Raw genomic sequence first — 16458 nt, forward strand, 5'->3', positions numbered from 1 at the left:
AGACAGTCCGAGAGGCTGCCTTATTTTTTGTATTGGGGCTGACCTGGTAAAAAGTAAGTCCATTGAAATTTATCCAAAAAAGATATATGCTAATAAAGAGCGATTCAAAATACAGGGAGCCGGAGTGATGGCACTGACAGCTATTTGTCCTTACGCACAAACTTGAGATGCCATGATAAAAGGGCAGAAGTGGAGGTTAATATGGATAATAAGAAAAATGAATCAATGGAAGAAAGAGCTAAAAAGGAAGAGCTTGTGGTTATGCTTCATTCAATACGCAAGGTTGCGGAGGCACACAACGAATCACATACAATAAGCCATATAGACAGGCTGCTTAGTGAGATGAATGACAGGTGATGAGGTGTAGGATAAGATGAGATATCATAATTTAGGCGGATATTTTAAACATCTGTTAGTTCTTGCGCTGCTTTGCGCACTTCTTGCTGGATGCTCCAATGCACAACAGCAGACGGAGATCGATAATGCGTCATATTCAGGTGCGGCAGAGGCATCACAGACGGACGCAGGTGATGCACAACAGCAGGCGGCGGGAGATACGCTGTATGGCATACCAGTATATACAGGCAGACCTTATGTAGAACTTAATGGTAATATACCGGAATTTACTGACGCTGAGAAAAATACAAATGTATTTGAGACATATAGTGAACTTGACCCACTGGGAAGATGTCAGACTGCTTATGCTAATGTATGTCAGGAGATTATGCCTGCTGAAAAACGTGGACCGATAGGCAATGTAAAGCCTACAGGATGGCACACTGTCAACTATCATGAGCTGATTGACGGCAACTATCTTTACAACAGGTGCCATTTGATTGCATATGAGCTTGCAGGCGAGAATGCCAATGAAAAGAATCTGATAACAGGAACAAGATATCTTAATATAACAGGAATGCTTCCGTTTGAAAATAAGGTTGCTGCATTTGTAAAATCGACCGGATATCATGTACTTTACAGAGTGACACCGGTGTTTTATGGCAGCAATCTGGTTGCATCAGGCGTGCAGATGGAGGCGTGGTCGGTTGAAGATAACGGTCAGGGAATATGCTTTAACATATATGCGTACAACGTCCAGCCGGGGATATATATTGATTATGCGACAGGTGACAGCCATGTTGCAGATAACGGACAGGCGGCGGGCACACATACAAAAGCCGCTAACAAAGAACAGCATGAGTATATACTCAATACCAAAAATATGAAGTTCCACTCACCGGACTGCTCAAGTGTCTCAAAGATGTCTGATAAGAATAAGCAGACATTTACAGGAACAAGAGAGCAGGTTATAGAGATGGGGTACGAGGCCTGCGGCGTGTGCAAGCCATAAAACGGAAGCTGATAATAGAAAAATGCAGTATTATGTAATCAGATTTAACTCAAAAGGATTATCGGTATGACTAAGGAAGAATGGTACGGGCAGCTGTTTGAAAGACTTGGCAATTCAAGATTCCGCAGCAGTTTTCATTTGAAACAAAAAGATATAGATTATATTAATTCAAAGGGAATGGATACGATACGCGAGCATGCCAGGGACTTTATTGCAAAGCGGGAAGCTCCGGCAGTAATTCCAAACGATGGGAAGCAGACACCTATGAAGGGGCATCCTGTATTTGTCGCACAGCATGCAACGGCAACATGCTGCCGGGGCTGCATATGCAAATGGCATAAGATTCAGCCGGGGAGGGAGCTTAACGAAGCACAGCAGGAATATCTGGTTGATGTGATTATGACATGGATCCGTAATGAACTTGACAGGTATGGTTTAATTTAATAAAAGATATGAGAAGATAGAGAATGACGATGAATACAGATATTAAACAATACAACGATTGCTCCGGATGGCTTGACGGGCTTACGGAAGATATGCCTGATGAATTCCACAAGCTCGCGCAGGTATTTGAGCTGAATGTATTTGAGCCGGTTAATATTGAAGGCGAGAAAGATATTCATGCACCATATCTTATGAATGATGCGGTCGAGAGCTATTTTGCATTTGAAAAATCAGTTATAACCGGAGAATATAAGGAGCTTGAAGGCGAGCAGCTTGCAAGCATAGAGAGGCTTGATGGCGGATATATGCTAATAGTTAATCAGGGCGGAGAGAATGCATTTACAATAAGATTTACAAGGCTTCGTCTAAAAACCTTCTATTTTAATTACGGCTGCATGGGACATTTCTGGGTTAAAGGATATGAGTACTTAAGACAGCTCGAGTATCAGTTTGCAGATATAAGGGACAAATACAGATATCTTGGAGACGGTGCATGTACAAAGCAGGAGCTTATATTTGCAAAGCTTGCTGATTTTCCGCCTGTCAAGAAATACCGATCTGTTCCTGAACCATATTATGTGCCATATCCGGACTGCGTATATTCTGAAGCTGTAGCATACCTTATAGATATTGCAGACAGCACAGGTGATTCAGTTATGTCAGGAATGCTGAAAACATATCAGAAGAAACCGACATCGTTAAAAAGCAATATGATTTCTGCAATGTTTCATATGAAGTCTCATGGCAGGTTCATTAACCGCATTATAAGTGACATGAGAAATGCTGCGTCATGTTACGGCAGCAGGGTGTTTGGAAGAGAAGAGGAAGCTGTGCGCAACAGAGTGCACCGGATGGCAGAATCAGCGATGAATGCATTTGTAAACGAAGGCTTTGAGTGCCTTCTGTATAGAGAAGAACCTTTTATGTATTCTAAGGATTCTATGACATATAAGGAGCATGTTCTTGTCTTTAAAAATGGAATTATAAACAGAAAGTGCGATATATATACATACGAATGACATGCCTGATATACGGATTATACATAAATTATACTAAATTATAAGGGCATTTTCCTTGCAAATATCAATGTTTCATAGTATTCTAATGGTGTTTGTTACTAATGTGGATACACTGAAGTGAAGGATTTTTATGTATAAAAATATAAAGCTTGCTAATAGAATTATATATTATGTATTTCTTTTCGTATTTGTATTTTATATAGTATCGGGATTAATATTCAGCAGGGTAGATACCAATGCACTGCTGAATAATGGCGAAAGAACACCAATACTGCCGGAAAAAACAATTTTTGCAGACGATAATACGGTAGAATATTACATAAAGCTTGAAGCTGTTCGCAGTGATAATATGTCGTTAATATTTGTTACCAGACATCAGGAGGTAGAAGTATATTCAGGCAATGACCTGATATATTATCTTAAGGCACATAAGTCGGTCTATGGGACAACCACGGGGACAAACTATACGATGGTTGCCATACCTGAGAATACAACGGATGTCAAGGTAAGACTTACTAATGTTTATGCCGGAACTAAGGTACGGGAAACAACATTCGAGTATGGAGATGAGACCGATATGGTAAAAGGCATAGTATGTAGCTCGCTTCCATCGGCTGTTCTGAGTGCTTTTATTATACTGGTTGGTGCGGGAATGATTCTGTTATGGCTTGTATGCCGCAGGAAGATTGCAAAGACACAGTCATTGCTTTACTTTGGTACATTTGCAATGGTAATAGGTTTGTGGACTCTTAATGAGACAGATCTGGCGGCGTTATTTGTAAATGACAGAAAGATAGCTTCACTTGCCGGATATATACTGCTTATGATGATTCCTGTACCATTTGTCCAGGCGGAAAAGAACTTCTTTGAGATTAAGAAGTCCGGCATAAGTAATATAATGTGTCTTATATTTATGGTTATGGATATAGTACTGCTTAGCTGTCATGTGAGCGGAATTATGGAATTAAAAAACAGTGTTTTGTTTATACACATGATGCTTATTATGTCATTTTTCTATTTCTGCGGTGTTGTTGTAAGAAGGATAATGTTAAAAGGATTTGACAGAAAAGTCAAATCTAACATTATAGCAGTTATAGCATTGGGCGTATCTATGGTTGTAGATCTTTTTGCATACTACAGAGGCATGCAGCAGACAGATGTACTTGGTAATCTTGGAATACTTATCTTTATAGTCCTTCTCGGATATGAGAGTATCTCGGAAGTGTTTGAACAGATAAAGGAAGGCCAGAAGGCTGAGTTCTACAGGGAGATGGCAATAACCGACAGCATGACAGGCCTGTATAACAGGGCTGCGTTTGAAGAGTGGGAAAAGAGCACCACTGACTATGAAGGATATGCTATTGTTACATTTGACCTTAACAATCTTAAAATCTGTAATGACACAATCGGGCATGCAGCCGGTGATATGTACATAAAGGCAGCAGCGGCTATTATTAAAGATATATTTGGCAGGCATGGCGCATGTTACCGTATCGGCGGTGATGAGTTCTGTACGGTTATCAGTCAGCGGGAGAAGAAGTTTGATATCGGAAGGCACATAAAGCAGCTCAGGGAAAGAGAAAAGAATGAGAATAATGAAAATGCAATCAGTAACCTTGAGATTCATATAGCATGCGGATATGCGCAGTATGACAGCAGTGTTGACCGTGATTTTGAGGCCACAAGGAGCAGGGCGGACAAGAGAATGTACGAGAGCAAGCAGCAGCTTAAGAGTAATTAAAAAAGAGATTTAAAAGAGCCGGCAGTAGTTTCTGCCGGCTTTTCAAATATTCCAAGTTGTGGGGGCGCATAGGTAAATACGACAAATCCGGCAAACATTACTGCAACGGTAATTGTAAGGAGAACTGTGACGAGCGGTATGCATTTACCATTATAGGTGCATTTGCCAGTAAGCCTGTATATTACCGCAAACGCGGCAATTACACTGACGGTGAATGTTGCAATATCAAGAAACATATAATTTCTTCCCAGAATACCCGAATAGGTGTAGAATATAACAGGGATGAGAAATGTACCTGTAATAATTCCGCACATGAGAGAGCATCTTATACATGGATAGCTGTCTTTAAGCTTATGCGTCATGAATAATGAATATAACAGCAGGGGGAAGAATACGAGCTTCATATGCTCCCATGTTGATTCGCTGACAGGAAAGAACAGTCCGAGAAGACGATTGCAGCCTGACCATTCATACGCAAAATGTGCGAGAGTTCCGGTGATGAGCACGAATATTAGGCCTGCTATTGTATAACGCTTTAGGGAGGGATCTGATATTGACTGCATGATATATTTCTCCTTTTATATTTTTGCCCGACATTCTTTTATACTAATATATTCAACAATCTAAGGAGATATTCATGGCAGACAGAATAAAGATTTTCTTAAAAAATGAAACAGTTCTTATAATATCGTTGGTGCTTGCGGTTTTATCGTCATTTGCAGTCAGGCCTGATTCGGAATATGCAGAATATATAGACTTCCGTACACTTGCGCTTCTGTTGTCGCTGATGCTTGTTGTTGCCGGTGCCGCAAAGCTTGGAATATTCAGATGGATTGCAGTCAGGCTTGTAAATACAGCATCTGATATGAGGCAGCTTGCACTTATACTTGTCATGCTGTGTTTTGTGTTCAGTATGTTTATAACAAATGATGTCTCGCTCATAACATTTGTTCCGCTTGCAATAGAGGTTCTCACGATGGCGCATATGGAACAGTATATGATTAAGGTTATAGTGCTGCAGACGGTTGCAGCTAATCTGGGCAGTATGCTTACACCGATTGGCAATCCCCAGAATCTGTATCTGTACGGACTCAGCGGTATGGGTATGCAGGATTTCTGCCTGCTTATGCTTCCGTATACTCTGACAGCTCTGGTCATGCTTGTAGTGTCGGTATTCATTTTTATCAGAAAAGACAGAATGGCTGCAGATGGAATGCGCGGTACTCAGGAAGTCTGCACGGATACGGCCGATGCTGATAAGAATGTTGTATTATTGCATGTAAGATATGTGATGTATGCATTGCTTTTTGCATTGTGTCTCTTAACTGTTGCAAGAGTTATTTCTTATCAGGCGCTTCTTGTCATTATATTGGCAGCCGTGGCAATAATTGATAGAAATGTGCTTGGAAAGGCGGATTACAGCCTGCTGCTTACATTTGTTTTCCTGTTTGTTTTCATAGGTAATATAGGGAGAATAAAGGCGGTATCAGCATTTTTGGCAGAAATTATAACGGGACACGAGATTATTACGGGGATTATGGCAAGCCAGGTTATGAGTAATGTGCCTGCGGCGATTCTGTTGTCAGGCTTTGGAAGTAACATAAGAGGACTTATTGTGGGAGTGAATCTTGGAGGCCTGGGGACGATTATTGCATCAATGGCAAGCCTTATCTCATACAGATTTTATGCCGGCTGCAAAGCAGGTTCAGTTTCAAGGTATATGGTATTTTTTACATTAGTCAATGTGATATTTCTTGCGGTGCTCTATTGTGTGTCATTATTATAATGTGTTAAACTGATTATATATTCTGCGCAGATTTTGGCGTAGGGAATGGAGATTTATGAACAGGGAAGAATTACATTTTCGCTCAGCGGATAATATTAATATGATACATGCGGTGATATGGACACCGGATGAGGACAGGTTTGACAGACCTGTGGGAATTATTCAGATTTCACATGGGATGGTGGAATATATCGGCCGCTATGAACATGTGGCGCAGTATTTTACCGACAGAGGATTTGTTGTTGCGGGTAATGACCATCTGGGACACGGACAATCTGTCACTGACAGCGCAGAATGGGGATATATAACTAAGGAGGATGGAAGCAGATGCATAGTTCATGACCTGCACCATCTTACAAAGCTTGTTAAGGAGCGTTATTCTGAATATGGAAGACTGCCGTATTTTCTTATGGGACACAGTATGGGTTCATTCATGGCAAGAAGATATATGATGATGTTTGGCAGTGAGCTTGACGGTGCTGTCATACTCGGAACAGGTAATCAGCCTAAGGCAGCAATTATGACGGCACTTATATTATCTAAGGCGGCATCGGCAATGTTTGGCGGACATTACAGAAGCAGATTTATGAACAGGCTTATGTTTGGAAGGTACAACAGCCGCATTGTTGATGTGCAGACGCCTAATGACTGGATATGCTCACAGAGAGATGTAGTTGATAAGTATAATGCCACTCCTGAGTGCAGTTTTATATTTACTGCTGACGGAATACAGGCACTTATGAGAACTCTTAATTATATTGAAGATAAGGATAATATAAGGCATATTCCGAAGGACCTTCCGATATTCATTGCATCAGGCAGGGATGACCCGGTTGGAGACTATGGCAGGGCGGTAAGACAGGTGTATGACACATTTAAACATGAAGGTATCAGTGATGTAACGCTTAAGCTGTATGACGGATGCAGACATGAACTCCATAACGAGGTGGTTAAGGATGAACTGTTTGATGCAATCTACGGCTGGATGTGTGACAGAATGAACAGGTAACGGAACAGGCAGACAACAATGAAGTTTTTAAATGAACATATAAAGAATAACACATTTAAGCAGGTATACCTTATATATGGCGAAGAGACATATCTTGTATATCAGTATCGTGACAGGCTGAAGCAGGCTATTATCGGTGATGATACAATGAATTACAGCTGTTACGAAGGAGCTAAGATTGATATTAAGGAACTGCTTACAACTGCGGATACGCTGCCGTTTTTTGCGGATAGAAGGCTTATAGTAGTGCAGGACAGCGGATTTTTCAAGAGCTCTACGGAAGGGCTGGCTGAATATATCCGCAGCATGCCGGAATATCTGCATATGATATTTATTGAGAGTGAGGTTGACAAGCGTAACAGAGTATACAAGGCGGTGAGTGAAAAAGGCTATGTATCAGAGATGAAGTATCAGCCTGACTCAGTGCTGATACGCTGGGTGGAAGGCCTTGTAAAGGCTGAAGGCAGGACCATAACGCGTCCGGCGGTGCAGCATCTGCTTGATAAGACCGGTGTTCAGATGAGCAATATAAGAACAGAGGTTGAGAAGCTTATATGCTACACTCTTGATAAGCCTGAGATTACAGAAGCTGATATTGATGAGATATGCACTACGCAGATACAGAATAAGATATTTGATATGATAACTGCAATATCGATGAAACGCCAGAAGGAGGCACTTGATCTGTATTATGACCTGCTGATGCTGAGGGAACCTCCTATGAGAATTCTGTATCTTATAACAAGGCAGTTCAACATGATGCTCCAGGTCAAGGAGCTTGTGCTTCAGCGCTATGATCAGGCGGCGATTGCGAAGCAGCTCGGGATAGCGGGATTTCTTGTTAATAAGTATGTCAATCAGTCAAAGCATTTTGCGGCGGAGCAGATAAGGGAAGCACTTGAATACTTTGCGGAATCGGAGACTGCTGTTAAGACAGGAAGACTTGATGACAAGATGGCAGTTGAACTTATTATCGTAAAGTACAGTAAAAAGTAATGTGCCTGCGGAAGGGAGATTATTATGAAAAAAGGGATTATATGTCTGATTGCGGGAATTGTTATCGGAATAGCACTTGCGGTCGGAGCAATGTTATTTATAAGGAATATTAATGGCAGGAAAACAGATAAAGGTACGATGGGGACGATGACCCGTGGAACCGGGGATGCAGTCGAATGTACAGATGCAGAAGTGTACGCGGCATGGAGAACTCAGAATGCAGGAGACCGCCATGCAACGGTGCCGGATAATAAGGCGGAGACGCAGGGCACATTAGCAAGTGAGTCTGCACAGTCAACACAGCAGATACTTAAGCAACAGCAGAACGGCTCGAAGAACGCGTCAGGCAGGCTTCATGTATCCGGAACGGTTCTTTCGGATGAGTCAGGCAATACAGTGCAGCTTCGCGGTGTAAGTACGCATGGACTTGCATGGTTCCCGGAATACGTTAACAAAGAGGCATTCAGGACACTGAGAGATGACTGGAATGCCAATGTTGTAAGACTTGCACTTTATACGGAAGAATACGGCGGATATTGCAGCGGCGGTGACAGGACGAAGCTTAAGCAGACGGTAGCAGACGGAGTTGAGTATGCAACGGAGCTTGGAATGTATGTAATAATCGACTGGCATATATTAAGCGACAACAATCCTAACAGTCACAAGGCAGATGCCATTGAATTCTTCAGTGAGATGTCGGCAAGATATTCAGGATACACTAATGTAATATATGAGATATGTAATGAACCGCATTATGTGAATTGGAATAATGACATAAAGCCTTATGCGCAGGCTGTTATCGGTGCGATAAGAGCCAATGATAAGAATGCGGTAATAATTGTAGGAACCAATACATGGTCGCAGGATGTCGATGATGTCATAGGTAACAGAATTGATGATGATAATGTAATGTATGCATTACATTTTTATGCGGCAACACATAAGGATTACATAAGAGATAAGCTTAAGAAGGCAATTGATAACGGAATACCTGTATTTGTAAGTGAATCAAGCATATGCGATGCAAGTGGTAATGGCGGAATAGATTATGATTCTGCCAATACATGGCTGCGACTTATGAATGATAACAATGTAAGCTTTGTTGCATGGAGCCTGTGCAATAAAAATGAGACATCGGCGCTGATACGTCCGGATTGCAGTAAGAAGAGCGGATGGACGGCAGATGAACTGTCTGATGCGGGCAGATGGTATCGTGAGGCTGTCAGAGGCGGACACTGACAGCCTGCCAACGCAATCATACAAAAAATAATACAAAATAAAAATACCTCAATGCGAGTGGGTGTGAGCATTGAGGTATTTCTTATAGATTAATCAAGCGATTAATTAAGCCATTGCGTTAACAGCCTTAGTTAAACGAGAAACTTTTCTGGCTGCTGTATTCTTGTGGTAGATACCCTTAGAAGCAGCCTTGGAAATAACGCCGATAGCCTCTGTTAAAGCAGCCTGAGCAGCAGCCTTATCACCAGCAGCGATAGCGCTCTCTACGTTCTTTACATAAGTCTTAACCTTAGACTTAATAGCCTTGTTACGAGCTGTTCTTACCTCAGTAGTGAGGACTCTCTTCTTTGCAGATTTGATGTTAGCCAATGTTGTACACCTCCAAACCTATTAATTATCGAAATGATGTGTTATACATTAAACCCGGACACGGACGTTCTAATGTCAAACATACTATGATATTTTATTATAATGCTGCGTATATGTCAATAATAAAATTAAAATAAAGTGCAAATAATACTAAATATATTCTGAATCAGTATATACAGGAATTATGTTTATTGAAATGTGAAATAAAGGAGACTGCCATGTTGGAGGAGTATAAAAGCAGAACGGATCTTGCGCTTGAAGCAAATGAGCAGATTAAGGATGAAGGTAAGCAAAGTGGGATTATTGTACATGAGAATTATGATGAACTTTCAGGGCTTAAGATTACATGCATAGATATTACTGACAGCAATGGTGAAAAAGCACTCGGAAGAAAGATGGGAAGATATGTTACCGCCGAAAATATGGAGCTTGCAACAGCTGATTCAGATCAGCAGAATTACATGGCTGACAGGCTTGCAGGTATAATGTCAGGACTGATAAAATCGTCGGTAAATACGTCGGCAGCTCCGCATGACAGAATTAAGATACTTGTTGTAGGTCTCGGCAATAAAGAGGTAACTCCGGACAGCCTCGGACCGCTTGTAACTGAATATGTGTCAGTGCTTGATTATGGAGATGATGAGCCGGCAGGAGACGCACATATAAGAATGACTGCAATCGCTCCCGGTGTTATGGCACAGACAGGCATGGAGACGGCAGTGATAGTCCGCGGCATTGTTGCTTCGTCAAGACCAGATGTGGTTATTGCCATAGATGCACTTGCAGCAAGAAGCAGTGCAAGGCTTAACACTACAGTACAGCTATCGGACAGGGGGATTAATCCGGGGTCGGGAGTAGGTAACCACAGAATGGGACTTACCAGAGAAAGCGTAGGCGTACCTGTGATAGCGGTTGGAATACCGACAGTGATAGAGGCGGCTACTATAGTGCATGACGCAATTGTTAATTTTACAAAGGCATTTTCAGGGTCAGACATAATGGGCACGATGAATGATGTCATGGATTCAATGACAGAGAAGGAAAGACGCGCACTGATGCTTGAACTGATTGCACCTTCTATGAGTACAATGTATGTGACACCGAGAGATGTTGATGCAGCAGTCCAGCGCACGGCATATATAGTTGCAAGGGCGCTGGATCGCCTGCCGGATATAATGACCACTGTATAGTCATACATTCTGTCATGGAATCATATTATTAAATATAATGCATTCAGGCGGGATAGGGCATGACATGAAAAAGTATGGCAGATACAGGTTTTGGGTGTTTATTGTGATTACACTGGTAATTATATATGCAGTATGTAATGGCGTAATATCAGACTCAGGAACGGTGTTTGCCGGTTACAGTGTGAGGGTAATGGGGATGGAAGTCATGCCTCTGTATGGATATGTGAGCAGCATGGATTCGGAAGATACCGGTGCGGCATCAAAGATTGCGGATAATATAAATCCAATTAACGGATATGCAAGAGACCGGTATATAAAGAAAAGTGAGTTGTCCGGACAGCTTACAGAGCAGGAAACCGAAAGCCGGAACACGGATTTTTCACAATCTTTGGCAACGCAGGAATCTTCGGAATCAGCAGCTGATATGACAACAGCAGCCTCCGTCGAGGCAGCAGCTGTGCCTGAGAAAACATCGGTGTCAGATATAGCTGCAGCAGCCTCCGCCAATGTAATAACCGGAACACTTTATCCGAAGACAAGTCTTAGCAATTATAATTATGTATTAAGTAATTTTTATACAGTCACGGGAATAACAGAACTGGGAAGTGACAAACTGCGCCCGGCCGAATTCTTACAGAAAGACATGAAGATGTCGCAGGATTCGTCCAAGCCGCAGATACTTATATTCCACACACATTCGCAGGAAGCATTTGCTGATTCGGCAGAAGGAGATGAAGCGGACACAATAGTCGGGGTGGGGGATTATCTTACACGCCTGCTCAGTGAAAAATACGGCTATAACGTGATTCATGACAAGAGCGTATACGACCTGGTTAACGGTAAGCTCGACCGCAGTAAGGCATACACATATGCTGAACAGTCTGTGGCTTCGATTCTTGAAAAGAATCCGTCAATAGAGGTTGTTATAGATCTGCATCGTGATGGTGTGCCTGACACCACGAGGCTTGTGACAGAGGTAAATGGGAAAAAGACAGCGAAGATAATGTTCTTTAACGGTCTCAGTTACAGCCGAGTTAACGGTGACATATCATATCTTCCCAATCCATACAGGGATGACAACCTTGCACTAAGCCTTCAGATGCAGCTTATGGGCAATGCATATTATCCGGGGTATCTGCGCAGAATATATGTGAATGCATACCGTTATTGCCTTCATATGCGCGGCAAATCGATGCTGATAGAAGCAGGAGCACAGACCAACACCGTAGAGGAAGTGAAGAATGCAATGGAGCCGCTTGCAGACATACTTGACAAGACACTTTGCGGCGAGAAATGCTGGTAGAATCGGCAGTTTATTATCTGTAATTCCGGAAAAATAAAAAGCTGCCACATTGCCGGTGGCAGCCTTTCGGGCTTATGCCCATACATTTACTACTTGCATGTGAAGCTTGCACATATTGTCTGTCCCGCATTATTGGCAGAAGCACCCTGAATGTCGATTCTGTCAGCGGAGCATACAAAATCTTCATTGTAAATGCAGTTAGATGCCTCACAATGTACATAAAGTGACTCCTTTGGACCGCTTACTGAGTTCCTGCAGTCACATCCGCTGTCAAAGCTTCCGCAGCATGTGCAGTCCTTTTCCTCAGCCTTCGTTCCCATAACCTCAATCTCAGTACGGCAGCAGCAACGGTCTTCGTTGTATCCGCAGTTTGTTACGTTACATCCCAATGATGTCATAATTCTTACCTCCGTCAGTCTTATACGCGTTTTTGCGCAGTCGTAAACATGCATCATATGATAAATATTATCAGTTGATACAAGTATAGTATCTGCGGAGTAAGGTTAAAATATTCACTTCAGAATCTTAAATTCCTTATAGTACTTAAAAACAGCCTTGGCAAGAATCTTATCCCTTGCGATATACTTATTATCCCAGTAGCGGGAGTCAAGTGAACTGTTACGGTTATCGCCCATGGCAAAGTAATGGCCTTCGGGAACGATATAGCGCTGGTAATCAGATACGGCAGCCATAGGCTCCCTTATATATGGTTCATCAAGAATCTGGCCATTCACATATACATGAACAACGCCGTCACCATCAGGCATAATCTCAATCATGTCACCCGGAAGTCCGATTATTCGCTTAACATAAGTCTCTGTCTCATCGTCAGGAAATTTGAATATGATTATATCGCCACGCTGTGGGGCAGAGAACTTATAAGACAGACGGAAGCCGATAAGTCTGTCTTGCTCCATTATTGTATCACGCATCGAGCCGGTAGGAACTTCAGCGTTGACAATAATAAATGTGTTGCACAGAAATGCAATGACAGCAGCAAGAACAAGAATCTTAATATAGCTTAAGACTTCGCTCCAGAAGTGACCGCCGGATTTGCCGGTATCACCTGATGCATAAGCAGAAGGATCAGGGTCAAGCTCACTGGAGCGCATACGTTCACTCACGCGTCCATGCTTAAGCTCACGTTTTGGCTCATGCGCTGCTTCATTCGATGCTGCATGCGTTCTTCTGCTTATTGTATTATGCATGGCTTCGGTGTCTGCCGGATATTTATTAGAAGGTGTTGCCATTATCAATTCCTCATTTCAAAATCAAAAATAAATAGGTTGGAGTATTACTAACTCCAACCTATTCAGTATAAATTATTATTATGCAAATGACAAGAAATTATTTGGCAAGCATAGACAGAATCTCGTTGCTTCTTGTCACAAACTTAGTCATCTGCTCAGGAGCCAGCGGACCGTGACTTAACATTGCAAGGTCATAGAGTTGCTCACAGAACATATCAACATTGTCGGATTCCTTATGCTCGAAGATGTACTTAACAAGTGTATTATTGGCGTTAAGGATAAGAGTCTGACCCATCGTACCGAACATAGCCATATTATTGCCACCGCCCATGTTATACATTCTCATCATATCCTGCATACGGCGGCTTTCCTCTGAAAGTGTGACAACAGAAGAGATATTGGCATCTTTGAGCTTCTCAACCTTAACTTCAAGCTTGTCATCACCGAGAGCCTTGCGGAATATGCCTGTAAGAGTGTCAGTCTCTTCCTTGAGTTCATCTTCGGTAGTTTCTTCCTTGAAGCTGTCAGCAATATCAGCATCGACACGGGCGAACTTAAGACCTTCGTTCTTGTTCTCAAGAGTAGTAATGAATGCCTGGTCAATTGACTGGTTAAGTATTACAACATCTATTCCTTCCTCGCGGAACATGTTGATATACTGGCTCTGCTCAGTCTCATTGCTTGCATAGAAAATAGTATTCTCGTGCTTTTCTTTATTCTCCTCAAGGCATTCCTTAAGTGTAAGATATTTGCCGTCAATATTCTTGAATATGATATAGTCATTCATCTTCTCGGCGAACTTCTCATCTCTTAAACAGCCGAACTTGATAAACGGATTAATGTCATCCCAGTACTTCTCGTAGTTTTCCTTATCTGTCTTATACATTCCTGAGAGCTTGTCACTTACCTTCTTGGTAATGTAATCAGAAATCTTCTTGACAAAACCATCATTCTGAAGAGCACTCCTTGATACATTAAGAGGCAGGTCAGGGCAGTCAATTACGCCCTTAAGAAGCAGAAGGAATTCAGGGATAACTTCCTTGATGTTATCGGCAACGAATACCTGATTGTTATAAAGCTTTACAGTTCCCTCAATTGTCTCATATTCTGTATTGAGCTTAGGGAAGTAAAGGATACCCTTAAGGTTGAATGGATAATCCATGTTAAGGTGAATCCAGAACAGAGGCTCCTTGTAATCATGGAATACCTTTCTGTAGAATTCCTTATATTCTTCCTCTGTGCATTCATTAGGATGCTTATTCCAGAGTGGGGTAGTATCGTTAAGGGCAACAGGTCTCTTAAGAATCTTAGCTTTCTTCCTGGCAGGAACAGTCTCTACAGTCTCTGTAGTTCCGTCATCCTTCTCAACTTCCTCTGTCTTGGCTTCTTCAACAATGTGCTCGATAACAGTATCTGTATCCTTAACATCATCCTCGTCAATTGTCTCGTACTGAGGCTCGCCGTCTTCTTTCTCAAGGAAAATAGGTATCGGCATGAATGAGCAGTACTTCTCAATTACTTCACGCGCACGATACTCATTGGCAAATTCATAAGAATCTTCATTAAGATAAAGAGTCATCTCGGAACCGACAGTAGTCTTGCTGCCTTCCTTCATGTCATACTCAGTACCGCCGTCACATTCCCAGTGAACAGGCTTAGCACCGTCTGTATATGAGAGAGTATCAATCGTAACCTTGTCAGCAACCATGAATGCTGAGTAGAAACCGAGACCAAAATGTCCGATTATCTGGTCATCGTTAGCCTTGTCCTTGTACTTCTCAAGAAATGCTTCGGCACCTGAGAATGCTATCTGGTTGATGTACTGATTAACTTCATCGGCAGTCATGCCAAGACCGTTATCTATAATCTTGATTGTCTTGTCTGTTGAGTTAACCTTAACTACTACCTTGTAATCAGCATCATCAGGCTCATTGTACTCACCAATCATAGCAAGCTTCTTAAGCTTGGTGATTGCATCACAGCCGTTAGAAATTAATTCTCTGTAAAAAATATCATGGTCAGAATAAAGCCACTTTTTGATTATTGGGAATATATTCTGACTGTTAATAGAAAGACTTCCATGTTCGTTAGCCATTGTAAAACACACTCCTTAAAAATTATGATGTGATTATAATAATCCCCTTATAAGTGAATGTCAAGAAAAAATCAGCACTCATTATAAAAGAGTGCTAACAAAAGAATAAACTTTATATAAACTTGCAAAGATATTATTCACAGAATTGGAAAAACAGCCTGCGTACATAATTCTCAAATGCTTCGTCAAGAGTCTTATCCATGCTAAATGTCCTTAATGATGAACCTGTTGTTATGCTCAGACTGCCATCTTCGTAACGTATATTTATGAATAGTCCGTTAATGTCTTCAGGTACAAAAGGAGCAGCACTTTCTGAAAGAATATTCTCAACCATGGAACTGTTAAGCTGGAGAACAAGCTTCATATAAAGAGGTGTGCGGCTGCCTTTTATGATGCCAAAGCACAAAGGACGCAGAAGAGACCATGGGGAATATTCACAGGATGCAAGTTCGTCGGGAATAGTCTCACCATAGAAATCCTTATGCAGTCTGCCGTCTACCTGAAATGTATTGTGGGTGGTTATGGTGACTTCAGATACAAGCCATGAATCAAGAGTTTCTTTCATGAAAAGGTGTGACATGAAAGATTTGATTTCCTTAACAGATAATATAATCATATGATGCATTCTCCTAATTAATATGTTATTATTATAACGTAAATTTGTAATTC

At 41.7% G+C, this 16458-nt stretch carries 17 protein-coding genes; 11 read left to right on the forward strand and 6 right to left on the reverse strand.

The window, feature by feature from the left end; all coding sequences use genetic code 11:
- The first annotated feature begins 201 nt into the window (after positions 1-201).
- The 5 genes from NQ488_05885 (at position 202) to NQ488_05905 (ending at position 4552) form a co-directional block, all read left to right on the forward strand.
- Positions 202-357: a hypothetical protein gene (locus tag NQ488_05885; GenBank protein ID UWN96827.1), complete on the forward strand. Its 156-nt coding sequence runs from the start codon at positions 202-204 to the stop codon at positions 355-357.
- 16 nt (positions 358-373) lie between these two features.
- Positions 374-1348, forward strand: coding sequence for a DNA/RNA non-specific endonuclease (locus NQ488_05890; GenBank protein ID UWN96828.1), 975 nt, complete (start codon positions 374-376; stop codon positions 1346-1348).
- A 66-nt stretch (positions 1349-1414) separates the two neighbouring features.
- A complete protein-coding gene (locus NQ488_05895; protein UWN96829.1) occupies positions 1415-1792 on the forward strand; it encodes a DUF4186 domain-containing protein in 378 nt (125 codons plus the stop codon).
- 23 nt (positions 1793-1815) lie between these two features.
- Positions 1816-2811 (forward strand): DUF3878 family protein, encoded by a 996-nt coding sequence (locus NQ488_05900; GenBank protein ID UWN96830.1) that lies wholly within the window; start codon positions 1816-1818, stop codon positions 2809-2811.
- A 130-nt stretch (positions 2812-2941) separates the two neighbouring features.
- Positions 2942-4552, forward strand: a complete 1611-nt coding sequence (locus NQ488_05905; protein ID UWN96831.1) for a GGDEF domain-containing protein — start codon at positions 2942-2944, stop codon at positions 4550-4552.
- On the opposite strand, the gene NQ488_05910 is transcribed toward NQ488_05905, so the two are convergent.
- Entirely contained in the window at positions 4549-5115 is a 567-nt protein-coding gene (locus NQ488_05910) for a DUF6512 family protein (GenBank protein UWN96832.1), read from the reverse strand. The two genes, NQ488_05905 and NQ488_05910, sit on opposite strands and share 4 nt — an antisense overlap.
- A gap of 74 nt (positions 5116-5189) precedes the next feature.
- On the opposite strand from NQ488_05910, the gene NQ488_05915 reads away from it, so the two are divergent.
- From NQ488_05915 to NQ488_05930, 4 genes are read left to right on the forward strand one after another with little or no spacing between them, the layout of a single operon-like run.
- Positions 5190-6338 carry an SLC13 family permease gene (locus tag NQ488_05915; protein UWN96833.1) on the forward strand — a complete coding sequence of 383 codons (1149 nt, stop codon included), beginning with the start codon at positions 5190-5192 and terminating at the stop codon, positions 6336-6338.
- A 55-nt stretch (positions 6339-6393) separates the two neighbouring features.
- Positions 6394-7347, forward strand: a complete 954-nt coding sequence (locus tag NQ488_05920) for an alpha/beta hydrolase (protein UWN96834.1) — start codon at positions 6394-6396, stop codon at positions 7345-7347.
- Between the two features lie 18 nt (positions 7348-7365).
- Positions 7366-8343 (forward strand): DNA polymerase III subunit delta, encoded by a 978-nt coding sequence (gene holA, locus NQ488_05925; protein ID UWN96835.1) that lies wholly within the window; start codon positions 7366-7368, stop codon positions 8341-8343.
- Between the two features lie 24 nt (positions 8344-8367).
- Positions 8368-9582: a glycoside hydrolase family 5 protein gene (locus tag NQ488_05930; protein UWN96836.1), complete on the forward strand. Its 1215-nt coding sequence runs from the start codon at positions 8368-8370 to the stop codon at positions 9580-9582.
- Positions 9583-9687: 105 nt separating this feature from the next.
- On the opposite strand, the gene rpsT is transcribed toward NQ488_05930, so the two are convergent.
- A complete protein-coding gene (gene rpsT, locus NQ488_05935) occupies positions 9688-9951 on the reverse strand; it encodes a 30S ribosomal protein S20 (protein ID UWN96837.1) in 264 nt (87 codons plus the stop codon).
- A gap of 218 nt (positions 9952-10169) precedes the next feature.
- Between rpsT and gpr the strand changes: the two genes are divergently transcribed.
- Positions 10170-11141, forward strand: a complete 972-nt coding sequence (gene gpr / locus NQ488_05940; protein ID UWN96838.1) for a GPR endopeptidase — start codon at positions 10170-10172, stop codon at positions 11139-11141.
- A gap of 64 nt (positions 11142-11205) precedes the next feature.
- Positions 11206-12444 carry a stage II sporulation protein P gene (locus tag NQ488_05945; GenBank protein UWN96839.1) on the forward strand — a complete coding sequence of 413 codons (1239 nt, stop codon included), beginning with the start codon at positions 11206-11208 and terminating at the stop codon, positions 12442-12444.
- Positions 12445-12533: 89 nt separating this feature from the next.
- On the opposite strand, the gene NQ488_05950 is transcribed toward NQ488_05945, so the two are convergent.
- From NQ488_05950 to NQ488_05965, 4 genes are all read right to left on the reverse strand, one after another.
- Positions 12534-12842 carry a DUF1540 domain-containing protein gene (locus NQ488_05950; GenBank protein UWN96840.1) on the reverse strand — a complete coding sequence of 103 codons (309 nt, stop codon included), beginning with the start codon at positions 12840-12842 and terminating at the stop codon, positions 12534-12536.
- A gap of 114 nt (positions 12843-12956) precedes the next feature.
- A complete protein-coding gene (lepB, locus tag NQ488_05955; GenBank protein ID UWN97113.1) occupies positions 12957-13556 on the reverse strand; it encodes a signal peptidase I in 600 nt (199 codons plus the stop codon).
- A gap of 235 nt (positions 13557-13791) precedes the next feature.
- Entirely contained in the window at positions 13792-15789 is a 1998-nt protein-coding gene (gene htpG / locus NQ488_05960) for a molecular chaperone HtpG (protein UWN96841.1), read from the reverse strand.
- Positions 15790-15922: 133 nt separating this feature from the next.
- Positions 15923-16405, reverse strand: coding sequence for a DUF5721 family protein (locus NQ488_05965; GenBank protein UWN96842.1), 483 nt, complete (start codon positions 16403-16405; stop codon positions 15923-15925).
- Positions 16406-16458 lie beyond the last annotated feature (53 nt).

The sequence above is a fragment of the [Bacteroides] pectinophilus genome (assembly GCA_025146925.1).
In the GTDB taxonomy this organism is placed as follows: Bacteria; Bacillota; Clostridia; order Lachnospirales; family Lachnospiraceae; genus Bacteroides_F; species Bacteroides_F pectinophilus.

Bases quoted from the DNA above. Each gene is read 5' to 3' on its own strand.
- NQ488_05885 (UWN96827.1), top strand. From the start codon at position 202: ATGGATAATAAGAAAAATGAATCAATGGAAGAAAGAGCTAAAAAGGAA.
- NQ488_05890 (UWN96828.1), top strand. From the start codon at position 374: ATGAGATATCATAATTTAGGCGGATATTTTAAACATCTGTTAGTTCTT.
- NQ488_05895 (UWN96829.1), top strand. From the start codon at position 1,415: ATGACTAAGGAAGAATGGTACGGGCAGCTGTTTGAAAGACTTGGCAAT.
- NQ488_05900 (UWN96830.1), top strand. From the start codon at position 1,816: ATGACGATGAATACAGATATTAAACAATACAACGATTGCTCCGGATGG.
- NQ488_05905 (UWN96831.1), top strand. From the start codon at position 2,942: ATGTATAAAAATATAAAGCTTGCTAATAGAATTATATATTATGTATTT.
- NQ488_05910 (UWN96832.1), bottom strand. From the start codon at position 5,115: ATGCAGTCAATATCAGATCCCTCCCTAAAGCGTTATACAATAGCAGGC.
- NQ488_05915 (UWN96833.1), top strand. From the start codon at position 5,190: ATGGCAGACAGAATAAAGATTTTCTTAAAAAATGAAACAGTTCTTATA.
- NQ488_05920 (UWN96834.1), top strand. From the start codon at position 6,394: ATGAACAGGGAAGAATTACATTTTCGCTCAGCGGATAATATTAATATG.
- holA (UWN96835.1), top strand. From the start codon at position 7,366: ATGAAGTTTTTAAATGAACATATAAAGAATAACACATTTAAGCAGGTA.
- NQ488_05930 (UWN96836.1), top strand. From the start codon at position 8,368: ATGAAAAAAGGGATTATATGTCTGATTGCGGGAATTGTTATCGGAATA.
- gpr (UWN96838.1), top strand. From the start codon at position 10,170: ATGTTGGAGGAGTATAAAAGCAGAACGGATCTTGCGCTTGAAGCAAAT.
- NQ488_05945 (UWN96839.1), top strand. From the start codon at position 11,206: ATGAAAAAGTATGGCAGATACAGGTTTTGGGTGTTTATTGTGATTACA.
- NQ488_05950 (UWN96840.1), bottom strand. From the start codon at position 12,842: ATGACATCATTGGGATGTAACGTAACAAACTGCGGATACAACGAAGAC.
- lepB (UWN97113.1), bottom strand. From the start codon at position 13,556: ATGCGCTCCAGTGAGCTTGACCCTGATCCTTCTGCTTATGCATCAGGT.
- htpG (UWN96841.1), bottom strand. From the start codon at position 15,789: ATGGCTAACGAACATGGAAGTCTTTCTATTAACAGTCAGAATATATTC.
- NQ488_05965 (UWN96842.1), bottom strand. From the start codon at position 16,405: ATGATTATATTATCTGTTAAGGAAATCAAATCTTTCATGTCACACCTT.